We start from the raw sequence: 15929 nt of genomic DNA on the forward strand, positions 1-15929 counted from the left end.
GGCGCTGGTGGGGTTCTTTCTGACATCCCTGTTAAGGAGATCCAATGAATCGTATCTATCGTCGACTGTGGAACCGCGTTCGGCAGTGCTGGGTGGTTACCAGTGAATTGGGGCGGGCAAAAGGCAAGTCCGCCCGGCAAGGTAGGGTCACACCCGCGTTGGTGCTGTTGACTCTGGCCGGTTCAGTTAGCGCTTCAGTCGATGTAGAGCGGGATCGCGGTGATCACGTCGATTGGCGTGATCCCATGTCGTTGATCGGATCACCTCTTGCCTTGAGGTCTGCCGTCAGTCCGATGGCGACGTACAGGCAACTAGCCATCGTGAACGACCCAAACTATCGCGATTCGACCGTGAGCGGGGATTTCTCGATGATCCTTGGCTCGCGCTCGACGGCAACTGGAAAGTCATCTGTTGTGTATGGGACGCTGGCAATCCTTGATGGTGAAAGCTCCGCCGCCATTGGTTCGCATTCCACGGTGAGGGGGAGCTTCAGTGTCGGCGTTGGTGCAGGTTCGTACGTCAATGGATCTGGTTCAACTTCAGTTGGTGCGTATGCGAGGACTGTTGGCGACAACGGGGTGGCGATCGGAAGAGCGGCTTACGTAGACACTGGCGCTGGAGTTTCAGGAGTTGCCATCGGTGCTGATTCCCGAGCTGGTACGCCAGGCTGGACAGGTGCCGTAGCAGTGGGTGGAGAAGCTCAGGCGGGCTACGATGGCGTGGCGCTCGGGTATGTGGCGAAAGCCAACGGCGCAGGCGCATTGGCCATGGGCAGCAGGGCCAATGCGACCTCCAACGATGCCCTTGCCTTCGGAAGGAACTCCAGATCGAGCGGCGCCGGTGCAACTTCGCTCGGGGGGTACGCCTCTGCCAGTGGCACGGGAGCAACGGCAATCGGGCTCAACGCCTCGGCCACAGGCGAGTTCGCAATCGCCTTCGGTTACGAGTCAAAGGCGAGCAGCACTCACACGACTTCCTTGGGCAGTCGCTCCAGTGCCAGTGGAATTGGCGCAACCGCCTACGGCAACTCGTCATATGTGAGCGGACGTAATGGTATTGCCGTGGGCAGTGGCTCCCGTGTTGACAGCGGAAGCTCGGAGGGTGCCATCGCAATCGGTGGCGATTCCCGTGCCGGGGCCAACGGCTACAACGGTGGCATCGCGTTGGGAGGCAAGGCGAACGCCAGCCACGATAGTGTAGCCATCGGCTACGAAGCTGCTACGCGAGCAAACAATGCGGTTGCGCTGGGGCGTGGCTCGATTGCGACCGAGGCCAACACGGTCTCAGTGGGAACCAGTAGCGCCAAAAGGCGCGTTGTGAATGTGGAGGACGCGCGTCTGTCGACCACCAGTACCGATGCGGTTACCGGCAAGCAGCTCAATTCCACCAACACCAACGTGACCAGAGCCCAGACCGCTGCCGATGCAGCGAAGACGACAGCCGCGGCAGCGCAGTCCACGGCCAACACGGCCAATACCAATGCCAACACAGCACTGGCTAAGGCCAATGCAGTCAGTGGCCTGGTCAGCCAAGTCACGGCCAGTGGCAACGTGCGCCTTGGCGGCGAGAACACAGGCAACGTGCTGGATGTGCGCAACAAGTCCAACGCAGTTCGCAGTATCACCGGCCTGAAGGATGGGGCGCTTTCTACATCCAGCACTGAAGCTGTGACGGGCAAGCAGCTCAATGCAACCAACACGAATGTGACCAGTGCCAGAACTGCAGCCGATGCAGCGAAGACAACGGCCACGGCAGCGCAGTCCACGGCCACTACGGCCAATACCAATGCCAACACTGCATTGGCCAAGGCCAATACGGTCAGTGGCCTGGTCAGCCAGGTATCGGCCAGTGGCAACGTACGCTTGGGTGGCGAGAACACCGGCACGGTGCTGGATGCCCGCAACAAGTCCAATGCTGTTCGCAGTATTACGGGCCTGAAGGATGGGGCGCTGAGCACGTCAAGCACGGAGGCGGTCACCGGCAAGCAGTTGAATGCCACCAACAGCAACGTTGCCGCCGTGAAGTCCACGGCGGACGCAGCGCAGGCACGCGTGGCGGTACTGGATGGCCTGGTGGGGCAGGTATCGGCAAATGGAAACGTGCGCCTGGGTGCAGACAACACCGGTACCGTCGTCGACGTTGCCAACAAGGCTGGTGCCAAGCGCAAGCTGCAGAATCTGGCCAATGGCGTGCTCAGTACGTCCAGCACGGATGCAGTGACCGGGCAGCAGCTCAATGCCACCAATAGCGAAGTGACCAGTGTGCGGACGGCGGCAACCGCGGCGAAGACGGCGGCCGACGCCGCTCGTGGCGTAGCCGATGGCGCTGTGCAGAAGGCTGATGCGTTGGCTGGGCTGGTGGGGCAGGTCTCTGCCAGCGGCAATGTCCGCCTGGGTGCAGAGAACACCGGAACGATTGTGGATGTCGCAAACAAGAGTGGTGGCAAGCGGCGCATCTACAACATCGCCAACGGCACGCTGAGTGCAGGCAGCACAGATGCGGTGACCGGGCAGCAGCTGTTTGCGACCAATGCCACGGTGGAGACACAGCGACAGGCTTTGGCTGGGCACACGCAGCAGCTGACGGATCAGGACGGGCGTATCACCGACAACCGGGTCGAGCTGGATGTGCTGCGTGCGGACTTCGACAACTTCGATCCGGATCTGGATGGCGTGGTCAAGTTCAGTGCTGACCGCCGGTTGGTGGACATGGAGGGCGCCCGCGTATCCGGTGTGGCGGCGGGGGATATCAGTTCTGCGACCAGTACGGATGCGGTGAATGGTGGGCAGTTGTTTGTGACCAACGCAAGGTTGGAGGAGCTCGCTGAAGCTGGAGAGCTTGTTTCAGTCGGCAGTGGTGGACCGGGCGTTGAGGCGGTCACAGGCTTGGTTGCAGTAGCAGTCGGTGATTCGACAAGGGCCGAAGGCGAGGGGGCAGTGGCACTCGGTAGTTTCGCGGTAGCAGAGGGTAAGAACTCCGTCGCGCTCGGGAGGGCTGCCAGTGTCGCGGCTAAGGCTGAAGATGGTTTTGCGCTGGGAGTAAGGGCGTCGGTTGAGTCGGCAAAGGGTGTTGCAATCGGCGCCGGCAGTTCGGTTGCGGAAGGTGCATTCAACAGTGTCGCGATTGGTGCTGGCTCTGCTGCGAATGACGCGTTGACGGTCTCCTTTGGAGAGGGCGCATTGAAGCGCCGGCTTGTAAATGTTGCCCGAGGCATGAGTGAGAGCGATGCATCGACACTTGGTCAGTTGAGTGACGCTTTGGCTGCGCTTGGTGGCGGCGCTGGCGTTGGCCAAGGAGGCGATGTTGTTGCTCCTGTCTATGGTGTGCAAGGCGGAGTGCAGAACAATGTCGGAGACGCCTTGGCTACGCTTGATGGGGCGGTGGTCAGGTCAGAAAGTCGCGTAGATGGCCTCGAAGGCCAGCTGCGTGCGACATTCCAACAATCACCCTCGACCCGGGCGGATGGTGTGGGTCAGCTGAATCTGACCGGTGCGCAGGGCATGGTTCTGTCGAATCTTGCCGATGGGCGTATTGCTGCAGGTAGCCGTGATGCAGTTACGGGTAGCCAGCTGTACGCAGCCAAGCAGGAAATCGCCAGGAATGGAGATGAAATCGAGCGTATGAAGAGCATGTCAGACGGAGGTGTGAAGTATGCCCTTCGGGAAGCACTTGATCTGCGCGGCGGACCGATCGATTTCGCTGGATCGCGATTGACTGGGATTGATTCGGGGGACATCTCATCTGCCTTCAGTACTGATGCAGTTAACGGTGGTCAGCTTTATGCGACCAATGAACGAATCGCGAGCGTGGAATCGACTCATCGATTCTTCAAGATCGGTCGGGATGATTTGAGTGAGGAGGCCAAGGCTGGATTGTTTGGTGTTGCGATTGGTGAATCCGCGCAGGCCACACCACAGGCTGGAAGTGAGGGTGGAACAGTCATTGGCGCTTTTGCGGTTGCTTTGGGCAAGAATTCTGTTGCTCTGGGTAGAGGGGCCTTGGTCGAGGAGGGAGCCGAAAGTTCCTTTGCTCTCGGTGTGGGCTCACGCGCTGCTGGTGTCGAGAGTGTGGCACTAGGCGCGGATAGTAGGACGGATGCCAGTGCGCTCAGATCCGTTGCCATTGGTGTGAGTTCTTCGGCTACCGAGGCTGACACTGTTTCCTTTGGTCACGGCAGATACCAGCGTCGCCTCGTCAACGTAGCCAACGGCCGCAACACCAACGACGCAGCCACCATCGGCCAGCTGCGCGGCGCCCTGTCCACCCTCGGCGGCAACATCGACGCCAACGGCAACGTCACCACCCCTGGCTTCAACGTCCAGGGCCAGCACCAGAGCACCGTCAACGATGCCCTCGCTGCCTTGGACTCCGCCGTAGTCACCACCGGCTCCCGCATGGTCCGCGTCGAGTCCCAGCTCCGCTCGGTCTTCCAGGAAACGCCCTCCACCCGTAGCGACGGCACCGCCCAGCTCACCTTGGCCGGCGCCAACGGCATGGTCATCTCCAACGTGGCCAACGGTCTGATCGCCGCCGGCAGCCGCGAGGCGGTCAACGGGGGCCAGCTGCATGCCGTGCAGCAGCAGCTCAATGGCCGTATGGATGGCTTGGAGCAGCGCGTGGATGGCCAGCCGCAGTCGCGTGCATTGGCTACGGCTTCGGCCGCGCACACCGAACAGGTCACGCCGACGCCGGCAGCCAGCGATTCGCCGCAGGTGGCCTCGGCAGGCGAGGGCACGTCGCCTACGCCGCAGCCGAAGTCGACGAAGGACGACACGCCGTCGCCCACGCCGCAGGTCGATACCGCTGAACTGGAGAAGATGCTGGCCCGTGCCAACGAATACACCGATAGCGCCATCAGCAACGTCGAACGCCGCCTGGACAAGATGGACAAGCGCTTCAACCGCATGGCGGCGATGAGCAGTGCGCAGACGGCCATGGCCATGAACACCGCTGGCCTGGCCACCTACAACCGCCTCGGCGCGGGCGTGGGCTACGCCGAGGGCGAGTCGGCCATGGCGGTGGGCTACCAGCGCGTACTCAACGAAAAGGGCTCAGCCACCTTCAGCCTCAATGGTGCGTTCACCAACAGCGGTGAGCGCAGCATGGGCGTGGGTGTGGGCATCGGCTGGTAAGCCATGCTGCCCTGGCGTGGTGCGCGTAACCCGTCCCGCCGCGCCGGGGCCATTGCCGAGGAGATGGCGATGTATAGATGGGTAAGTCGATTCATCAGTTACCGCAGCTTCTACCTATGGCGAGCACGTTTTCGGTACTACACGCGCAACCTGGACCGATGGGTGCTGTTCTCCGCGCTGTGCCTGGCGGGCATGGCGCTCGTGCTGTGGTACTACTGGCGGGTGGCCTCCCTGCCACCGCCACGTGTGCATCCGGAAGTGGCAGCACTGCGGGTGGAGGGCATCACCAACGAGGCGATTCATCGCGTCGTTCTGGTGCGCCACGGTGGCAGCACGCCCGGTGTGGTGTTCACCACGCCCGAAGAGATTCGCGCCAGCACGTTGCGGACACTGCGGGTGCGGCAGGTGATGGAGGGGGAGGTGGTGTGGCAGCTGAAAGCCAATCTGCTTGCTGATATTGCAGGGTACATTGCTGTGACTGGTGGTTGCTTCCCGTATGACTGCCGGCGGGTGATGCAGCGGCTGCAACTGCTGCGAGCCGTGCAGGAAGAAAATGCAGCGATCAACGCTGCGCTGGAACCCTTGCTGGAGGTGCCCTTGCACAGCATGCCCAACCTCCAGGGTGGCGAGCGTGCGCGGGTACAGAGTGGTTGGTCCGATGCGTTCGGCGACATCTACAACCACACCTGGTTGCTGGGTGATGTGCAGCGGATGCACGCGCGGATGATGCAGGAGTATCCGCAACGCGCAGGGGCGCCGTGGTTGGCACGCCTGCTGACCGGCGATGCGCAGGACCCGCACCCGGCCTGGTAGGACAAGGTGAAGTGTGAGTGGAAGACGGTGCGTCAGGCACTGCGTCCCTCAGTAGAGCCGGGCCATGCTCGGCTGCTTTGCGCCCCCGAATCGAGACGCCGGAACACGGTGCGGACCGACGGTCCGCACCCACCGGGTGCGTCGGCGCAGTCTTCAACCGCCGATGTAGGCGGTGATCTCAGCCTCGGCCAGCACCTGCCGCAACTGCGCCACGGACGCGCGCCGCATCGGCTTCTCATCCACCGGCGACAGCGGCGCCTGACGCAGGGCATCGTACGGCAGCACCGCCAGATCGAAGGTCAGTTCCTCGGCACTGAACACCCAGACCGGCACGTCGAGGCAGCGCTCGCGGTCCATCCGCAGCCGCCGCACACGCGATTCGGCAGGGATGCCATGCTCCTCCAGAAAACGATGCACGGCTTCCGGGTCGTCGCTGTGCACGTGCAGCTGCACGGGGCTGTTGGCATCGGCGGTTCCCTCCAGCACCGGGCCGACCAGCCGCGGTGCGAAGCCGTGCAGGAACTCCAGCGCGCGCATCGCCGCTTCGCGGCGGCGCTGCAGTTCGTTGCCGTGCTGGGGGCCGGAGAACAGACGCTGGTACTCGCGCAGGGCGTCTTCGATCTCGGTATTGCGGGGCAGGGAGGCATCGTCATGGATGCCAAGACGGCTGGCGGCCTTCAACTTGGCCTGGTGATAGTCGCGGATGCCGCCCTCGGCCATCAGGCGGGCGGCTTCGTGGGCGAGGCGGTGACGACGCTCGCGGGTCTGACTGGCAGCATGCTGGTGGGCGCGATGCATGCGATGACTCCTGTGGCGACCTGGCCACAGCCTAACGCACGGATGTGACATCTGCGTGGGTAATTCACGGAGGCGCCGCTGCGCTCGCCGGGCGTGGCCCGGCGCTACCCGGGCAAAACTGCGGCCGGCGGATGCATCGGTGCCAACCCACGGTTGGCACCCACCGGACCCTTCCTCAGAAGATATCGAACGCGGCGGCGTCGGCCTGTGGGGTATTGAGGTTCAGGTCGTAGTCGGTCAGGCGGTCCATGTCTTCTACCTTCACCCACTCGGTTGCGCCGTTGAGGGTCGCCTGCACCATCCCGCTGGGCGGGTCGTTCTGCGCGATCGGGGTGTCCTTCAGCGCGGTGCGCATGTAGTCGATCCAGATCGGCAGGGCTGCCTTGCCGCCGTATTCGCGGTAACCCAGCGAGCGGAAGTCGTCGCGGCCCACCCACACGGTGGTCACGTACGGGCCGCCGAAGCCGGAGAACCAGGCATCGCGGTGGTCGTTGGTGGAGCCGGTCTTGCCGCCCACGTCCTCGCGGCCGAGCACCTTGGCCTGCACACCGGTACCGCGCTGGACCACGTCGCGCATCATCGACACCAGCTGGTAGGCGGTGCGGGCGTCGATCGCGCGCGGTGCGGTGCGGGCATCCGGGTTGGCCGGTACGGCGGCGGTTTCGGTCTTGGCTTCGGGCTTGGCGGCAGCGGGGTCCACCTTCGGTGCCGGGGCGCCGAAGTTGAAGCCGTCCACCACCTGGTTGACCGGCTGGTCGCTGCTGCCGGCACAGTCACGGCAGGCCAGTGCCGGGTTTTCCTTGAACACCAGGTTTCCATCGCGGTCGTTGACCTGGTCGATCAGCCAGGTGTCCACGCGCGAGCCGCCGTTGGCGAACACGGCGTAGCCACGGGCTACCGACAGCGGGGTCAGCGAGGCGGTACCCAGCGACATCGACAGGTTCGGCGGCAGTTCCGACTCGGCAAACCCGAACTCGCTGATGTACTTGCGTGCGTAGTCCACGCCCATGCCATCGAGCAGGCGCACCGAGACCAGGTTGCGCGACTGCACGAGGGCCTCGCGCAAGCGCATCGGGCCGCGGAACCCGCCGCCGTCGTTCTGCGGGGCCCAGGTCTTGCCGCGGCGGTCGCGGAACACGACCGGAGCGTCGAGCACGATCGAGGCCGGGTTGTAGCCCTTGTCGAAGGCGGCCGCGTACACGAACGGCTTGAAGCTCGAACCCGGCTGGCGACGGGCCTGGGTGGCACGGTTGAACTTGTTGCCGGAGAAGCTGAAACCGCCCACCAGCGCCCGCAGGGCACCGTTGTGGGCATCCAGCGAGACCAGCGCGGACTGACCGCGCGGGATCTGGTCCAGCAGCCACTCCCCTTCCTTGGCGCCGGTGCGCACGCGCACGATGTCGCCGCGCTGCACCAGCTTGCCCGGGGTCTTGTTGGTCCACTTGGCGGCGCCGGCCGGCAGCACGATCTCGCTGCGGTTGGCCAGTACGACGGTGGCGCTGCCATCGGCGCCGGTGCTTGCGACGATGGCCGGCAGCAGGCCGGATTGGCCGGAGATGCCACGCAGGTGCTCGGCCAGGGTGGCGGCATCGTCACCGGCGCCGAGCTGCACCTGCTTCTCTACGCCATGCCAGCCGTGGCGGTGGTCGTACAACAGCAGGCCGTCACGGACCGACAGGTTGGCTGCGGTCTGCAGGGTCGAATCGATGGTGGTGGTGACGTGGTAGCCCTTGTTGACCACATCGCCGCCGAAGCGGGCGATCATTTCCTGGCGCACCAGCTCGGCCACGTACGGCGCCTCCACCTGCACCGGCGGCTCATGCGCACTGGCGTGCATCGGTACGGCCTTGGCCGCATCGGCCTCGGCCTGGGTGACGAACTTCAGGTCGGCCATGCGCTGCAGCACGTAGTTGTCGCGGCGCTGGCGGGCACGTTCCGGGTTGGAGATCGGGTTGCCCGAGGAGGGGAACTTGGGGATGCCGGCCAGTGAGGCCATCTCGTCCAGGTTCAGCTCGCCCAGCTTCTTGCCGTAATAGAACTCGGCCGCAGCGGCCACGCCGTAGGCGCGGTTGCCGAAGAAACTCTTGTTCAGGTACAGCTCGAGGATCTCGTCCTTGCTCAGCTCGGACTCGATCTTGCGCGCCAGCAGGATCTCGGCCAGCTTGCGGGTGTAGCTGTACTCGGAGCTGAGGAAGAACTGGCGGGCCACCTGCTGGGTGATGGTGGAGCCACCCGGCACGCGCTTGTCGTTGGTGGTGGCCAACAGCCACACCGCACGGGCGATGCCCTTGTAGTCCACGCCGCCATGCTCATAGAAGCGGGCGTCCTCGGTGGCCAGGAAGGCTTGCTTCAGCTTTTCAGGCACGTCCTTCATGGTGATCGGGGTACGCCGGGTCTCGCCGAACACCGCCATCAGCTTGCCATCGGCAGCATAGACGTACATCGGTTCCTGCATTTCCACGTCGCGCAGGGTCTGCACGTCGGGAAGCTTGGAGGACACGGCATAGTACAGACCGCCCACGGCGGCCGCGCCGATCAGCGCCAGGACCAGGACAATCAGGAAGATCCAGCGCAGCCAGCGGCGGAGTCGAGTCATCGGGTTCAGATTCCGATTGCGAATTTCGTGGTCGCAGAGTATAGATTACGCAAGGTGGCGGCTGGGGTCGGCACCGGGGAGCGCAAGGGGAATTGCCAGGGGCTGCTTCGTGAATCCGTGAGGGACTTCACAGCAGGGCGGTTGCCATTTGCTAAGAATACGTTATTAATGCGCGGACGCAGCTCTTGCGTCCAAGTGCCCGTCGGCAGGGGAGAAACCGTGGGGCTCATCCCAAAAAGTCAGTCGCCGCTTGTAGGCGTCGACATCAGTTCGACTGCGGTAAAGCTTTTGCAGCTGTCCCGCAGCGGCAATCGTTTCCGTGTGGAACACTATGCTGTGGAACCTCTTCCGCCCAATGCGGTGGTGGAGAAGAACATTGTCGAAGTGGAGGCCGTGGGTGAGGCCATCCGCCGGGCGATGAACCGTTCAGGCAGCAAGGCCAAATTGGCCGCTGCCGCCGTCGCCGGGTCGGCGGTGATCACCAAGGTGATCCCGATGCCGGCCGATCTCGACGAGAACGACATGGAAGCCCAGATCGAGCTGGAAGCGGTCAACTACATCCCGTATCCGATCGAGGAAGTGAACCTGGATTTCGAGGTGATCGGGTCGATCCCGAACAACCCGGAGATGGTCCAGGTGCTGCTGGCTGCGTCGCGTTCGGAGAATGTCGAGCTGCGCCAGTCCGCGCTGGAACTCGGCGGCCTGCAGGCCAAGGTGATGGACGTGGAGGCCTTCGCGGTCGAAAACGCCTACGCCCTGGTCGCCAGCGAACTGCCGGTGTCCATCGATGGCGTTGTCGCTCTGGTCGACATCGGCGCCACCATGACCACCCTTAACGTCCTGCGCGGCGGCCGTAGCCTGTACAGCCGCGAGCAGGTGTTCGGTGGCAAGCAGCTGACCGACGAGATCATGCGCCGTTACGGCCTGAGCTATGAGGAAGCCGGACTGGCCAAGCGCCAGGGCGGGTTGCCGGAAAGCTACGAGATGGAAGTGCTGGAGCCGTTCAAGGAAGCCACGGTCCAGCAGATCAGCCGCCTGCTGCAGTTCTTCTATGCAGGCAGCGAATTCAACCGCGTCGATCACATCGTGCTGGCCGGCGGCTGCGCCGTCCTCGGTGGCCTGCCTGAGATGGTCGAGGAACAGCTGGGCGTGCCGACCGTGGTCGCCAACCCGCTGGCACAGATGACCCTGGGGCCGAAGGTGAACGCGCATGCGCTGGCCCAGGATGCCCCCGCGCTGATGATCGCAACCGGTCTGGCGCTGAGGAGCTTCGACTGATGGCACGCATCAATCTATTGCCCTGGCGCGCCGAGCGGCGCAAGCAACGCCAGCGCGAGTTCTACGCAATGCTGGGCATGGCCGCGATCGGTGGCCTGCTGCTGTCGCTGCTGATCTGGTTCTATTACGACCGCCAGGTGAGCGGCCAGATGGACCGCAACAGCTATCTGGAAGCCGAGATCGAGAAGGTCAAGGAACAGAACAAGGAGATCGACCGCCTCGACGCCCAGAAGGAACGCCTGCTGGCGCGCAAGAAGGTGATCGAGGAACTGCAGGCCAAGCGCTCGCAGATGGTCCACCTGTTCGATGCACTGGTGCGTACCATCCCCGACGGCGTGGTGCTGACCGCACTGAAGCAGGAAGGCGACGTGCTGACGCTGGAAGGCCGCACCCAGTCCAACGCCCGCGTTTCGGCCTACATGCGCAACCTGGAGACCTCGGGCTGGATGACCAACCCGGAGCTGTCGATCATCGAGGCGCGTGACCCTGAAAAGGACAAGGACGGCAAGGCCGGCCCGCTGGCCGACATCAAGGCGCTGCCGTACGTGTTCGTGGTCAAGGTGAAGCTGCCGGCACAGAGCGAAGAAGTGTCGGCGACGCCGGGGCTGAACGCCGATGGCTCGGTGGCGACCACTGCCCCGGCACCGGTGGCTCCGTTGGCCGCAGGTCCGGATGCTGCCACGCCTGCGGCTCCGGCCGCGGGTCAGCCGGCCGCGGCACCCGCTGCACCTGCCGCTGCGCCGTCAGCCGCTCCGGCCGCTCCGGCCAAGCCGAACCAGCCCGCCGCGCCGGCCCCGGCACCTGCCCCGAAGCCTGAAGGCAGCCGCCTGGCGCAGCCGCCGCAGGCCTTCAATGCGCTGCTGCAGGGGGATCGCGCATGAGCCAGAAGATCGACATCAAGAACCTGGATTTCAACGACATCGGCAATTGGCCGCAGAAGGCCAAGATCGTCTTCTGCTCGTTGCTGGCGCTGGTGATCATGTTCGTGGCGTGGATGCTGCTGATCAGCGGCAAGCGCGAGGAACTGGCCGGGCTGGAATCGAAGGAAGTCGAGCTGCGCACCGAGTTCACCAAGCAGCAGGAGCGTGCGGTGAACCTGGAGCCGCTGAAGCAGCAGCTGGCGCAGATGGAACAGGTGCTGCAGCAGATGCTGCGGCAGCTGCCGAGCAAGACTGAAATGCCGGACCTGATCATCGACATCTCGCAGACCGCGTTGTCCAGCGGCCTGACCAACGAGCTGTTCGAGCCCGAACAGGAGCAGATCAAGGAGTTCTACGCCGAGAAGCCGATCAAGCTGCGCATGGTGGGCAGTTACCACCAGTTCGGTGCGTTCGTCAGTGGCGTGGCCTCGTTGCCGCGGGTGGTGATCCTGACCATGCACGACATCAACCTCAAGCCCAAGGAAAAGACCGGCGGCAACGTCCGCAGCGGCGCCCTGGAACTGTCCGGTACGGTCAAGACCTACCGTTACCTGGACGAGACCGAGGTGCAGGCGCAGCAGGCGGCTGACGCTGGCAAGGAGGGCAAGAAGTGATGCGCGCGCAGACCGTACGTGGTGCGATGGTGCTGGCTGTCCTGCTGCTGGCCGGTTGCGGCCGCGGTGTGACCAGCACGCCCGGCGATGCACCGAATCTGGAAAAGTGGGTGGAAGGCGAGCGTGCGCGACCGGCGCAGCCGCTGGAGCCGCTGCCGGTGATGCAGCAGTTCGAGACCTTCGAATACTCCGCGCAGGGCATGCGCGATCCGTTCACCGATGCCTGGACCAATCCGCAGCAGGGGAATGGCGGATTGCGGCCGGATCCGAACCGGCGCAAGGAGCCGTTGGAAGGCTTCCCGCTGGATGCGCTGGACATGGTCGGCACCATCGGCACCGGTGCAGGCACCGTGGCGCTGGTAATGGGGCCGGACAAGGTCACCTACCGGGTTCGTCCGGGCGGTTACCTGGGGCAGAGCGACGGGCGGGTCACAGCGGTCTTCGAAGATCGCGTGGAGCTGATCGAACTGGTGCCGGATGGCGCGGGTGGCTGGCTGGAACGGCCGGCAACGCTCTCGCTTGAAGATCAATGATCGTTTACTGGGGATAGCACGATGACCTTTCACCAAGCCAAGGGGCTGCGTCCCATCCGGCGCTCTACCTTGAACCGTGTCAGCGCGCTGGGAGTCGCGCTGATGCTGGCCTGCGCTCCGGCACTGGCGGCCGCACCGGCGGAAAAGCCGGTGGGCGCCACCGTGGCACCGGCCGCTGCGCCGGCCAGCCTGTCGGTGGCCAAGATCGATTTCAAGCGCGGCGATGACGGCGCCGGGCGCCTGATCGTGCAGTTCGACGGGCAGGGCGCGATCCCTGACCTGCGCACGCAGGGCAACAGCGTGGTCGTCGACGTGGGCAATGCGCGCCTGCCGGCGAACCTGCAGAAGCCGATGAACGTCATCGACTTCGCCACGCCGGTGCAGCGCATCGATGCCAAGCCGTCCGGCGCCGGCACCCAGCTGGTGCTCAGCACCGGCGGGGCGGTGGAATCGCTGGCCTACCAGAGCGGCAACGAGTACGTGGTCGAGATCAGCCCGCGCCAGGCGCCGGCTGCGGTGGGCGCGGTTACTTCCAGCAGCGTGACCCAGGCGGCCAAGGCCGTCGGCCAGCGCGGCTTCACCGGCAAGCCGGTGACCTTCAACTTCCAGGACGTGCCGGTGCGCACCGTGCTGCAGTTGATCGCCGAAGAGTCCAACCTGAACGTGGTCGCGTCCGATTCGGTGCAGGGCAATGTGACCCTGCGCCTGGTCAACGTGCCGTGGGACCAGGCGCTGGACATCGTCCTTCGTGCCAAGGGCCTGGACAAGCGTCGCGACGGCAGCGTGATCTGGGTGGCGCCGCAGGCCGAGCTGGCCAAGTTCGAGCAGGAGAAGGAAGACGCGCGCATCGCCATCGAGAACCGCGAAGACCTGCAGACCGACTACATCCAGATCAACTACCACAGCGCCACCCAGATCTTCAAAGCGCTGACCGAAGCCAAGGGCATCGGCGGCGGCGGTGGTGGTGGCAGTGGCGGCGGTGGTGGTGGTTCTTCGCAGGAAGACAGTGGCTTCCTGTCCTCGCGCGGCCGCATCGTCGCCGACGAGCGCACCAACACGCTGATGATCAGCGACATCCCGAAGAAGATCGCGCGCATGCGCGAACTGATCAACGTGATCGACCGCCCGGTCGACCAGGTGCTGATCGAAAGCCGCATCGTCATCGCCACCGACACCTTCGCCCGCGAGCTGGGTGCGAAGTTCGGTGTCAGTGGCAGCCGCGACAACGTGTACTTCAGCGGCAGCCTGGATGCCAACGCCAAGACCCGCGAATCGCAGGTCGCCACAGACCTGGCCAACGCCAAGGCCGAGCGCGATTGGCTTGCCGGTGGCAGCGTCGGTCCGGCCCCGGTGAAGTCCGGTTCGGCCATCACCCGCGGCCTGAACTGGAACCTGCCGGTGGCCGCGGCCAGCAACCCGGGTTCGCTGGCACTGTCGATCCTCAATGCCGGTTACCTGCTGGACGTGGAGCTGTCGGCCATGCAGCAGGAATCGCGTGGCGAGGTGATCTCCAATCCGCGTGTGGTCACCACCAACCAGCGCGAAGCGATGATCAAGCAGGGTAAGGAAATCGGCTATGTCACCATCAGCGGTGGTACCGCGGGCGGTGTGGCCACGCCGAACGTGCAGTTCAAGGAAGTGGTGCTGGAGCTGAAGGTCACCCCGACCATCACCAACGACAACCGCGTGTTCCTCAACATGCAGGTGAAGAAGGACGAAGTCGACCAGCTGATCCAGCTGGAAGGCTACGGTACCGTGCCGTCGATCAACCGCCGCGAAGTCAACACCGCGGTGCTGGTCGAGGATGGGCAGACCGTGGTGATCGGTGGCGTCTACGAGTTCACCGACCGCAACAGCATCAGCAAGGTGCCGTTCCTGGGCGACGTGCCGTTCCTGGGCAACCTGTTCAAGAAGCGGGGTCGCAACAAGGACAAGGCCGAGCTGCTGGTGTTCGTCACCCCGAAGGTGCTGCGCGTGGCCAAGCAGAACTGAGCCTGCGCAACGCCGTGTACGACGAAGGGCCGCCCTGTGCGGCCCTTCTTCGTTCGAGTCCCGGTTTCCACGCCACGCGCGGGCTTCCGTAGATCCACGCCATGCGTGGATGCCCAGTAGATCCACGCCATGCGTGGATGCCCGTTCAGCCGTTCTTGATGCCATCCACGAAACACCCTGCGATGATGTCGGGAACCCGTGCCGTCCTGCGCCGGTCAAAGGCCCCCATGAACCTGCCTCCGCCGATGCCCGAAACCGTCTTGCCGCCGCCCGCGCCGGCCGTCTCCCGCCTGCATGCGGCATTCACCCAGCTGCGCGACGCGCTGTCGGCCGAGATCGTCGGCCAGGCCGCACTGGTCGAACGCCTGCTGATCGCGCTGCTGGCCGACGGTCACCTGCTGGTGGAAGGTGCGCCGGGCCTGGCCAAGACCACGGCCATCCGTGCGCTGGCCTCGCGCCTGGAAGCCGACTTCGCCCGCGTGCAGTTCACCCCCGATCTGCTGCCGGCCGATCTGACCGGTACCGAAATCTGGCGCCCGCAGGAAGGGCGCTTCGAGTTCGTGCCCGGCCCGATCTTCCATCCGATCCTGCTGGCCGACGAGATCAATCGCGCACCGGCCAAGGTGCAATCGGCACTGCTGGAGGCGATGGGTGAGCGCCAGGTTACGGTGGGCCGCCATACCTACGCGCTGCCCCCTTTGTTCCTGGTGATGGCCACGCAGAACCCGATCGAGCAGGAAGGCACGTTCCCGCTGCCGGAGGCCCAGCTGGACCGCTTCCTGATGCATGTGCGCATCGGCTATCCGGACCAGGCCGCGGAATCGGAGATCCTGCGGCTGGCCCGCGAGCGTGCTCGCGGTGCGTTGGGCGAGGCCGTGCAGGCGCCGGAGAAGTTGCCGATGCAGGATGTGTTCGACGCCCGCCGCGAAGTGCTGGACCTGCACATGGCACCGGCGCTGGAGCGCTATCTGATCGAACTGGTGCTGGCCTCGCGTGACCCCTCCCGCTATGACGCCGGCCTCGGCCGTCGCATCGCGTGGGGGGCAAGCCCGCGTGGTTCCATCGCACTGGAGCGCTGCGCGCGAGCACGCGCCTGGTTGGCGGGGCGCGACTTCGTCACTCCCGATGACGTGCGTGCGGTCGCCGCCGACGTCCTGCGCCATCGCGTCCTGCCCAGCTATGAAGCCACGGCCGAGGGCTGGGACGGCGAACGCCTGGTGCAGGAACTGCTGGCTCGGGTGCCGGCGCCCTGA

Annotated in this window: 10 protein-coding genes; 8 read left to right on the top strand and 2 right to left on the bottom strand. The window is 64.7% G+C overall.

Annotated features, from left to right (window positions below; all coding sequences use genetic code 11):
* Positions 1-44: 44 nt before the first annotated feature.
* Complete coding sequence (locus tag ABH900_RS07025; protein WP_429622172.1) at positions 45-5132, top strand: ESPR-type extended signal peptide-containing protein; 5088 nt, start codon at positions 45-47, stop codon at positions 5130-5132.
* A 69-nt stretch (positions 5133-5201) separates the two neighbouring features.
* On the top strand, positions 5202-5945 hold the full coding sequence (locus ABH900_RS07030; RefSeq protein WP_429622173.1) for a hypothetical protein: 744 nt from the start codon (positions 5202-5204) through the stop codon (positions 5943-5945).
* Between the two features lie 153 nt (positions 5946-6098).
* On the opposite strand, the gene ABH900_RS07035 is transcribed toward ABH900_RS07030, so the two are convergent.
* Positions 6099-6743 carry a hypothetical protein gene (locus tag ABH900_RS07035; RefSeq protein WP_429622174.1) on the bottom strand — a complete coding sequence of 215 codons (645 nt, stop codon included), beginning with the start codon at positions 6741-6743 and terminating at the stop codon, positions 6099-6101.
* 175 nt (positions 6744-6918) lie between these two features.
* Positions 6919-9339 carry a penicillin-binding protein 1A gene (locus tag ABH900_RS07040; RefSeq protein ID WP_429622175.1) on the bottom strand — a complete coding sequence of 807 codons (2421 nt, stop codon included), beginning with the start codon at positions 9337-9339 and terminating at the stop codon, positions 6919-6921.
* A gap of 219 nt (positions 9340-9558) precedes the next feature.
* On the opposite strand from ABH900_RS07040, the gene ABH900_RS07045 reads away from it, so the two are divergent.
* The 6 genes from ABH900_RS07045 (at position 9559) to ABH900_RS07070 (ending at position 15929) form a co-directional block, all read left to right on the top strand.
* Positions 9559-10617 carry a pilus assembly protein PilM gene (locus ABH900_RS07045; protein ID WP_014038321.1) on the top strand — a complete coding sequence of 353 codons (1059 nt, stop codon included), beginning with the start codon at positions 9559-9561 and terminating at the stop codon, positions 10615-10617.
* Complete coding sequence (locus tag ABH900_RS07050; protein ID WP_429622176.1) at positions 10617-11498, top strand: PilN domain-containing protein; 882 nt, start codon at positions 10617-10619, stop codon at positions 11496-11498. The genes ABH900_RS07045 and ABH900_RS07050 overlap by 1 nt, the downstream gene beginning before the upstream one ends.
* Positions 11495-12151 carry a type 4a pilus biogenesis protein PilO gene (locus tag ABH900_RS07055; protein WP_049411380.1) on the top strand — a complete coding sequence of 219 codons (657 nt, stop codon included), beginning with the start codon at positions 11495-11497 and terminating at the stop codon, positions 12149-12151. The genes ABH900_RS07050 and ABH900_RS07055 overlap by 4 nt, the downstream gene beginning before the upstream one ends.
* Positions 12151-12684 (top strand): pilus assembly protein PilP, encoded by a 534-nt coding sequence (locus tag ABH900_RS07060; protein WP_005418914.1) that lies wholly within the window; start codon positions 12151-12153, stop codon positions 12682-12684. The genes ABH900_RS07055 and ABH900_RS07060 overlap by 1 nt, the downstream gene beginning before the upstream one ends.
* Before the next feature lie 21 nt (positions 12685-12705).
* Positions 12706-14676: a type IV pilus secretin PilQ gene (locus ABH900_RS07065; protein WP_429622177.1), complete on the top strand. Its 1971-nt coding sequence runs from the start codon at positions 12706-12708 to the stop codon at positions 14674-14676.
* A gap of 227 nt (positions 14677-14903) precedes the next feature.
* Positions 14904-15929: an AAA family ATPase gene (locus ABH900_RS07070; RefSeq protein WP_429622178.1), complete on the top strand. Its 1026-nt coding sequence runs from the start codon at positions 14904-14906 to the stop codon at positions 15927-15929.

Source organism: Stenotrophomonas sp. AN71 (assembly GCF_050435725.1).
Lineage (GTDB): Bacteria > Pseudomonadota > Gammaproteobacteria > Xanthomonadales > Xanthomonadaceae > Stenotrophomonas.

Coding starts and splice junctions, on each gene's coding strand:
- ABH900_RS07055 (WP_049411380.1), top strand. CDS start 11,495: ATGAGCCAGAAGATCGACATCAAGAACCTGGATTTCAACGACATCGGC.
- ABH900_RS07030 (WP_429622173.1), top strand. CDS start 5,202: ATGTATAGATGGGTAAGTCGATTCATCAGTTACCGCAGCTTCTACCTA.
- ABH900_RS07025 (WP_429622172.1), top strand. CDS start 45: ATGAATCGTATCTATCGTCGACTGTGGAACCGCGTTCGGCAGTGCTGG.
- ABH900_RS07035 (WP_429622174.1), bottom strand. CDS start 6,743: ATGCATCGCGCCCACCAGCATGCTGCCAGTCAGACCCGCGAGCGTCGT.
- ABH900_RS07065 (WP_429622177.1), top strand. CDS start 12,706: ATGACCTTTCACCAAGCCAAGGGGCTGCGTCCCATCCGGCGCTCTACC.
- ABH900_RS07040 (WP_429622175.1), bottom strand. CDS start 9,339: ATGACTCGACTCCGCCGCTGGCTGCGCTGGATCTTCCTGATTGTCCTG.
- ABH900_RS07050 (WP_429622176.1), top strand. CDS start 10,617: ATGGCACGCATCAATCTATTGCCCTGGCGCGCCGAGCGGCGCAAGCAA.
- ABH900_RS07070 (WP_429622178.1), top strand. CDS start 14,904: ATGAACCTGCCTCCGCCGATGCCCGAAACCGTCTTGCCGCCGCCCGCG.
- ABH900_RS07060 (WP_005418914.1), top strand. CDS start 12,151: ATGCGCGCGCAGACCGTACGTGGTGCGATGGTGCTGGCTGTCCTGCTG.